Source organism: Palaeococcus sp. (in: euryarchaeotes), from assembly GCF_053987695.1.
Genome location: NZ_JBMXHE010000119.1, coordinates 1 through 7,082, shown reverse-complemented (window position 1 = coordinate 7,082; position 7,082 = coordinate 1). Strand labels below are relative to the sequence as shown.

At 42.8% G+C, this 7,082-nt stretch carries 7 protein-coding genes; 5 read left to right on the top strand and 2 right to left on the bottom strand.

Annotated features, from left to right (window positions below):
• Nucleotides 1–150: 150 nt before the first annotated feature.
• From ACXJGZ_RS09125 to ACXJGZ_RS09115, 3 genes are all read left to right on the top strand, one after another.
• Nucleotides 151–372 carry a hypothetical protein gene (locus ACXJGZ_RS09125; RefSeq protein ID WP_456399112.1) on the top strand — a complete coding sequence of 74 codons (222 nt, stop codon included), beginning with the start codon at nucleotides 151–153 and terminating at the stop codon, nucleotides 370–372.
• A 72-nt stretch (nucleotides 373–444) separates the two neighbouring features.
• Nucleotides 445–2,766: a DNA-directed DNA polymerase gene (locus ACXJGZ_RS09120; RefSeq protein WP_456399110.1), complete on the top strand. Its 2,322-nt coding sequence runs from the start codon at nucleotides 445–447 to the stop codon at nucleotides 2,764–2,766.
• A 61-nt stretch (nucleotides 2,767–2,827) separates the two neighbouring features.
• Nucleotides 2,828–2,950: a hypothetical protein gene (locus tag ACXJGZ_RS09115; protein ID WP_456326486.1), complete on the top strand. Its 123-nt coding sequence runs from the start codon at nucleotides 2,828–2,830 to the stop codon at nucleotides 2,948–2,950.
• 45 nt (nucleotides 2,951–2,995) lie between these two features.
• Here ACXJGZ_RS09115 and ACXJGZ_RS09110 read toward each other — a convergent pair whose 3' ends face one another.
• Nucleotides 2,996–4,027, bottom strand: a complete 1,032-nt coding sequence (locus tag ACXJGZ_RS09110) for a DUF3226 domain-containing protein (RefSeq protein WP_456399107.1) — start codon at nucleotides 4,025–4,027, stop codon at nucleotides 2,996–2,998.
• Between the two features lie 126 nt (nucleotides 4,028–4,153).
• Here ACXJGZ_RS09110 and ACXJGZ_RS09105 point away from each other — a divergent pair, with 126 nt between their 5' ends.
• A complete protein-coding gene (locus tag ACXJGZ_RS09105; RefSeq protein ID WP_456326484.1) occupies nucleotides 4,154–4,882 on the top strand; it encodes a sulfite exporter TauE/SafE family protein in 729 nt (242 codons plus the stop codon).
• A gap of 49 nt (nucleotides 4,883–4,931) precedes the next feature.
• Here the strand turns inward: ACXJGZ_RS09105 and ACXJGZ_RS09100 are convergent, their stop codons facing one another.
• Nucleotides 4,932–6,119, bottom strand: a complete 1,188-nt coding sequence (locus ACXJGZ_RS09100) for an AAA family ATPase (protein ID WP_456399105.1) — start codon at nucleotides 6,117–6,119, stop codon at nucleotides 4,932–4,934.
• A 117-nt stretch (nucleotides 6,120–6,236) separates the two neighbouring features.
• Here ACXJGZ_RS09100 and ACXJGZ_RS09095 point away from each other — a divergent pair.
• A partial coding sequence (locus ACXJGZ_RS09095) for an integrase (protein WP_456399103.1) occupies nucleotides 6,237–7,082 on the top strand: 846 nt, incomplete at its 3' end.

Here is a 7,082-nt window from a genome sequence, read left to right as displayed (position 1 = left end):
AATGTGAGGCTTGCGGTGCTGAAACACCCATTGCCCATCTTTGAGTTCTTCTCTCTATTTAATTTTCTTCAATTGACCTTGAAGGGCAAGGCTTTCAAAAGAAAAAAGTAATTTTGATGAGTTTATACTCTTCATTTGTTCTTAGTTAGTTTGGGCGGTTCTGCATTCGCATTGTACGGTGACGCAGAACTCCATAACAGTGCTGTGGAATACATGAAGCATGGGTGGAGAATGGATGATTTGGAAGAGATAAGAGCCAGAATTTGGGTGAACATTCACGCACTTCCAAGAGTAAGTGATGTCAGAAGAGCATATTTAAATGAAAAAGCCGCTGTTGAGCTTTTAAAGGCAGCTATATCCGAGATAACATGATTTTCTCTTTTCCTTTTTAATAGAGTTAAGGTTTATTAGGTTCTAGAGCCATAAATTCTTCTGGTGTGAGGGATGATACTCGATACAGATTATATAACAGAAAATGGAAAGCCCGTTATTAGGATTTTTAAGAAGGAAAAGGGAGAATTCAAAATCGAGTATGACAGGAATTTTGAGCCATACATATATGCCCTCTTAGAGGATGATGAATCAATTGAGGACATCAAAAAGATAACCGGTGAGAGGCACGGAAAAAAAGTTAGAATTATACGGGTGGAGAAAGTTAAAAAGAAATTCCTAGGAGAACCCATAGAAGTCTGGAAACTTGTTTTCGAGCATCCTCAGGATGTCCCTGCAATTAGAGACGCTATAAGGAGCCATCCAAAAGTCAGGGGCATTTTTGAGTATGATATTCCCTTCGCAAAGCGCTATCTTATCGATAAAGGTTTGGTTCCAATGGAAGGTGGGGAGGAGCTGAAGCTTCTCGCATTTGATATCGAAACCTTTTATCATGAAGGGGATGAGTTTGCAGAGGGCGAAATTTTGATGATAAGCTACGCTGATGAGAGTGGCGCCAAGGTAATTACATGGAAGAAAATAGATCTTCCCTACGTAGAAGTGGTTTCCACAGAGAGAGAAGCCATAAAGAGATTTCTGCAGGTTTTAAGGGAAAAGGATCCTGATGTTCTTCTTACATATAATGGGGACAACTTTGATTTCGCATATATCAAAAAAAGGTGTGAGAAGCTTGGATTGAAGTTTACGATTGGGAGAGATGGCAGTGAGCCAAAAATCCAGAGAATGGGTGATCGTTTTGCTGTTGAAGTCAAGGGGAGAATACACCTCGATTTATACCCTGTTGTAAGACATACCATAAGATTGCCTACATATACACTTGAAGCCGTCTATGAAGCAGTTTTTGGGAAAAAGAAGGAGAAAGTATACGCCGAGGAGATAGCAGAAGCATGGAAGAGCGAGGAGGGACTTAAGAGAGTCGCGCAGTACTCCATGGAGGATGCGAGGGCTACATATGAGCTCGGCAGGGAGTTCTTCCCGATGGAAGTGGAGCTCGCCAAACTCATAGGGCAGAGCGTATGGGATGTTTCGAGATCAAGCACGGGCAATCTCGTGGAGTGGTATCTTCTGAGGGTTGCCTACGAAAGGAATGAACTCGCACCCAATAAGCCCGGCGGTGAAGAATATCAAAGGAGAATGAGGAGCTCATACATAGGCGGTTATGTTAAGGAGCCTGAAAAGGGATTGTGGGAGAGCATAGCGTACTTAGATTTTCGCTCATTATACCCCTCCATAATCGTCACGCACAATGTTTCTCCGGATACGCTTGAAAAGGAGTGCAAAAACTACGATGTGGCGCCTATAGTTGGCTATCGTTTCTGTAAGGACTTTAAAGGCTTCATTCCAAGCATTCTGGAGGATCTCATAGAAACCAGACAGAAGGTCAAGAGGAAGATGAAAGCCACAATTGACCCGATTGAGAAGAAAATGCTCGATTACAGGCAGCGGGCTTTGAAGATTCTGGCAAATTCATATTACGGCTACCAGGGTTATCCAAAGGCAAGGTGGTATTCAAAGGAGTGCGCCGAAAGCGTCACAGCATGGGGGAGGCACTACATAGAAACGACAATTAAAGAGGCGGAGAAATTTGGATTTAAGGTGCTCTATGCCGACACGGATGGATTTTTTGCCACAATTCCAAATGAAAAACCAGAAACTATCAAGAGCAAGGCTAAGAAATTCTTGAAGCACATAAATGAAAAGCTCCCCGGAATGCTTGAGCTTGAATACGAAGGCTTCTATTTAAGGGGCTTCTTTGTGACCAAGAAGAAGTATGCCCTCATTGATGAAGATGGACACATAACCACTAGAGGGCTTGAAGTTGTGAGGAGAGATTGGAGCGAGATAGCCAAAGAGACCCAGGCAAAAGTTTTGGAGGTCATTCTACGGGAAGGTAGCATTGAAAAGGCAGCGGGAATCGTAAAGAAAGTCGTCGAGGATCTCGCCAACTACCGCGTGCCCGTGGAGAAACTTATAATCCACGAGCAGATTACACGTGAGTTAAAGGATTACAAAGCCACAGGGCCCCATGTGGCGATAGCAAAGCGTCTTCAGGCGAGGGGCATTAAGGTAAAACCCGGCACCATAATAAGCTATGTGGTTTTAAAAGGGAGCAAAAAGATAAGCGACAGGGTAATCCTGTTCGATGAGTACGATTCCAGCCGACACAAATATGACCCCGATTACTATATTCACAATCAGGTTCTTCCGGCGGTGCTTAGAATCCTCGAAGCCTTTGGATATAAAGAGAAGGATCTGGAATATCAAAGAATGAAACAGACGGGGCTTGGAGCCTGGCTGAAAATGGGGAAGAAGTGACATCTTCCCGCTAGGCCTTCGTAAGGTAAGAGAACTTTTCATCTTTTATTGTAAGTGCCATGTGGAGGAAGCAGCTGAAGTTGTGAAGATAATAACCCAATGTGGAGAACCCTTGATAAACAAACTGCTGATTATTGATCTAGCGCAGAACTCCTTTGACATGATAGATCCTGAGCGACCCTGAGATGGAAAGACATGGTACGGATAGGATTTGGTATTTATGACATCGTCATGGGAGTAGTGCTGTCATTTTTCTATAAATTCCTTCACTTTTCAGGACTTTCTCCACCTTCCACTTTGGAGTTCTCATTATGCTCATCTCGTAAAAGCCCTCGAGATTGCCCCAGAACTTCTTTGAAGCCATCGCCAGATAAATAACCTCTTTGGGCTTGAGTTTTCTCCTTAAATCAACGCAGAGTATGTTTATCGCTCTCTCGAGCTTTTTAAACGTCCTATCACCTTCAAGGATTGCAAGCATGAAATCCTCGACGGCTGGCTTTTCCCATTCTATGCAGGGACCAAGTTCTATCCTCGCCCCAATTAGAAGAGGAACAACCGTGACATCTCCCACCCTAAAGTTTTCACCTTCTGTTGAATATTCAAAGGAAGAAAGCTTTCCCCTTATGGAATCAATGACTCTCTCCTCACTCTCATCTATGTCCATTGCAACCCCTATCTTATCAACGGCAAACTCAAAAACTTCCATGGCCCTAAGGAGGTTCCCTAGATTTCTTATGACCCCCGAGTTCCCCTCGCTGGGAATAATCGCGATATAGGCTCCGTCTTTAACTATGAGCTCATAGTTATCCCTTTCAAAAAGTCTTTCCATGAGCTTCAGATTATCGGGAATGTCTCTCCGTGCATCTTTAAAACCAAAAAGCTTTTTATACGCTGCTTTGAAGAATTTTGAGTCCGTTTTTCCCTCCACGAAGATCACGCTAACTCTCTTCCAAGATTTAGATTCCGCCCCCCTTAAGTCAAAATCGAGATATTTCCTCAACTCGTAGGCTTCCTTAAACGTCAGAGACTCTCCTGTGTCAGAATAAATCAAAAAGTTTTCTTCACCCCTTTTGAATCGTTCGAGTATAAGATCCACAAGTTCAAGACTCGAGGTAACTACTATCTCATCCCCTTTAAGGGATGATACAAATGCTTTTAGCTCATTTCTGTTCTTTCCATACTCGGGAAAAAGGATTTTCTCATCATTTTTGCTCTCCAAAATATTCTCATAGCTTTTTCCGGTAATGAGTATCATCAACATCACGCTCAGCCTTTCGTCTTCTTCACCGATCAGTATTGGATTCACTCATCATCGCAAAATTAATTCTGCACAGGATAATATAACATTAGCGGAAAAGCATTAAATATCCGGAGCATAGTATGAACTATGAAGACACTCCTTATAGCACTTCTCTCCTTTGGAGGGGGATTCATAGGTTCCATGATGAGCGGGGGAAGCATGATAATCTTTTCAATTCTCACTTTCGCCGGGCTTCCCATAAAAGAGGCGACTGGAACTCTGAAGGTTGTCATAGCAGCTTTAACCTTCGTATCTACACTCACTTACTTTAAGGGCGGGGTGCTCGACGTTAAGCTCGCACCACTTTTAACGATCTCCTCAATTTTTGGTGCATTTCTTGGGAGCTCCTTTTTCCTATGCCTTTCTCGAGAACTGGCAAATTTTGTGGCTGCTGCACTCCTACTGGTGGGGATATATTTTACAATAAGATTCAGCTCGGATTTTGGAGAAGAACCTAAAAGAAAAAGCAGGATAGAGATTTCAATAATAGGGTTGCTCATAGGAATTTATATTGGAATCCTCGGGATTGCCTCCACTTTAATTGTTATATCTGCTTTGAAAGTATTCTTCAGGCTCGACATGCTAAAAGCAAATGGGACTGCGAAAATGGTAATCTTCCTAAATAACGCGATAGCTGCCGTTAACTATGGATTACAGGGGAGTGTAGACTACTCCATGATGTGGCTCATTCTGATCCCCGTTGTAGCAGGCTCATGGCTGGGAGCTAAAAGTGCCCTAAAGATGGGCAGCAAAAGGCTTAGAGTTGTTTTCATTATAATAGGAATTCTAACGCTTCTAAAAATCTTAATCCAGTAAAAGTGGTGCGGTGGCCGGGATTCGAACCCTGATTATTGGCTAAGCCTATTCAAAGCCTTCGAAATACCCTGTAAAGCACTGGATCGGGTATTCTATATTTTCCGTAGCCTATAGTTTCAAGAAACCCATAATCCACAAGTTTTGAGAGATACCTCCTCATAGATTTCTCATCCACCCTGCCGCCGAGGCTGTCTCTTATAGCTTCCCACCTTGCATAACTCCCACCTTCGCTTAATCTTGCTACAGTCCTCATTATTTTCCTGTACCTTGGAGAGAGCCTATCAAGCTCCTTGAATTCTGTCTCCACATAAATCATAGCCTTTTTGAGAACCTGCTCAATGGCCTCCTCGTTGGTAAGACCATCAATCCTGTGAGCACCATAATGCACAAGCCATCCTGGAACTCCATCGAGTGTATTGACCACTGGGAGAAGCTCCCTCTCATCCATACTACTCCCATATTCCTCAAAGCCCCGCCTCAAAAATTCCAGACTTTCGGAAGGATTGAAGCGCGGTAGTGATATTCGAACTTCATATCTTCCAAAGAGCGGAGCATTGCCATCATCAATGCGGAGAAAGTTTTCCAGCACACCAACCTGGGAGCCTGTAAAAACGAGCACTATATTGTGTAAGGTATCAAGAATCCAAGCGAAAAGCCGCGTAAGATCTTCGTTTGAGAATCTGAGATATTGAGCCTCATCAAATGCAATAATAACAAGGTCGTTTGATTCATTTATAGTACTTAGAACCTCTGTTATGTTAGGAGGTTTTCCGTGAAGTTCAAATTCAATCCCACTAAGTTTAATGCCTCTTACCTTTGAAATTATCCCACCAACAAAGCCTTTTCCAAGAATAGCTTTGTGTAAACCCTCGGCGATTATTCTCTGGGGATATTTTGAATTCAGGGAAGTAGCTGCCCGAGCATCTATAACTGCGTAGGGAACCCCATACTCTTTATGAAGTTCATTGAGAGTAGCATAAAGAAAACTTGTCTTCCCTATCCTTCTCGGCCCGGTAATTATGAAGAAATTCCTTTTCTTCTCAATAGCATCGAGAAAGGTTAGATACTCTGCTCTCCGTCCAAATAGTTCATCAATTGATGTTTTTGGTTGGACATTGAACAACATTTGTGGACACACCCCATTATGGGTAACCTCCATAGATGTATATAAACTTTCTGAAGAATATAATGATGCTGTTAGGATAACCATGACTTGACAATGGTGTAGTTTTAGCATAAGCATTCTCCTTATCCCAACGCTATCGATATGATGAGCACTCTTGTAGTCACTGACAGAATATTATGATAGATTTGGTTGGTTATTAAGCAGAACATCACTAGGAAGAATATTTTGATGGTGCGGTGGCCGGGATTCGAACCCGGGTTACCGGCTTGGAAGGCGGAAGATTTTAGTGGAATGTGGGTCTCTCTCAAAGAGCAGTTTGAGGAATGGCTCTCATCACAAGTAAAGGCTGGAAGACTCTCGGAAGAAACGGCACGCGAATATGCAAGAGCATTGAAGAAGTTCTTTGACAAATACGGCCCACATTCGGTTGGTGAACTTGAAAAAGCCCTTGCCAAGGAGAACTATAAACGCCACCTATGCAAAGCTCTCAGAAAATTTGTAACGTTCTTGAAGAGCAGGAAGATTATCGATCCAATATTAGCTGAAGAGTTGAAGGAATCAATACCCATCAAACCAACAAAAGAAAGTGAAGTTAGGATTTCAACTGAGGAGTTATTAGAGGCTTGGGAGTATCATAAAAAGCATTCTGACGAGGACACTCAGCTTTTCTTCAAGATTCTGGTGTTCAGCGGAGCTAGACTGAGGGCAGTTCACAAGATGCTGACACAGTTCGAGCCGGAACGCCTAATAATTCTCCCAAACTTTCCTAACGTGGCAAAATATGCCCTCTTGGAAAGGCATGGCAATAAGGCGGCGATTTTCATCTATATGCCAGCAGAACTCGTTGAAGAGATACGATCCGTCAGGATAAAAGAGGCAACAATAAGAAAGCGCTTAGCATATGGCAGGGTGAATGCTTCAACAATCAGGAAGTGGCATGCAACTTTTCTTTCAAGAAAGGGCGTGAAGGATCACGTGATAAACTACATTCAGAGCCGTGTCAAGCGTTCTATTCTTGAAAGACATTACTTAGAACTTGAGGGTGAAGCTGATGAAGTGTATTCTCGCGTTGTT

Bases quoted from the DNA above. Each gene is read 5' to 3' on its own strand.
- ACXJGZ_RS09105 (WP_456326484.1), top strand. From the start codon at position 4,154: ATGAAGACACTCCTTATAGCACTTCTCTCCTTTGGAGGGGGATTCATA.
- ACXJGZ_RS09100 (WP_456399105.1), bottom strand. From the start codon at position 6,119: ATGCTAAAACTACACCATTGTCAAGTCATGGTTATCCTAACAGCATCA.
- ACXJGZ_RS09120 (WP_456399110.1), top strand. From the start codon at position 445: ATGATACTCGATACAGATTATATAACAGAAAATGGAAAGCCCGTTATT.
- ACXJGZ_RS09110 (WP_456399107.1), bottom strand. From the start codon at position 4,027: ATGTTGATGATACTCATTACCGGAAAAAGCTATGAGAATATTTTGGAG.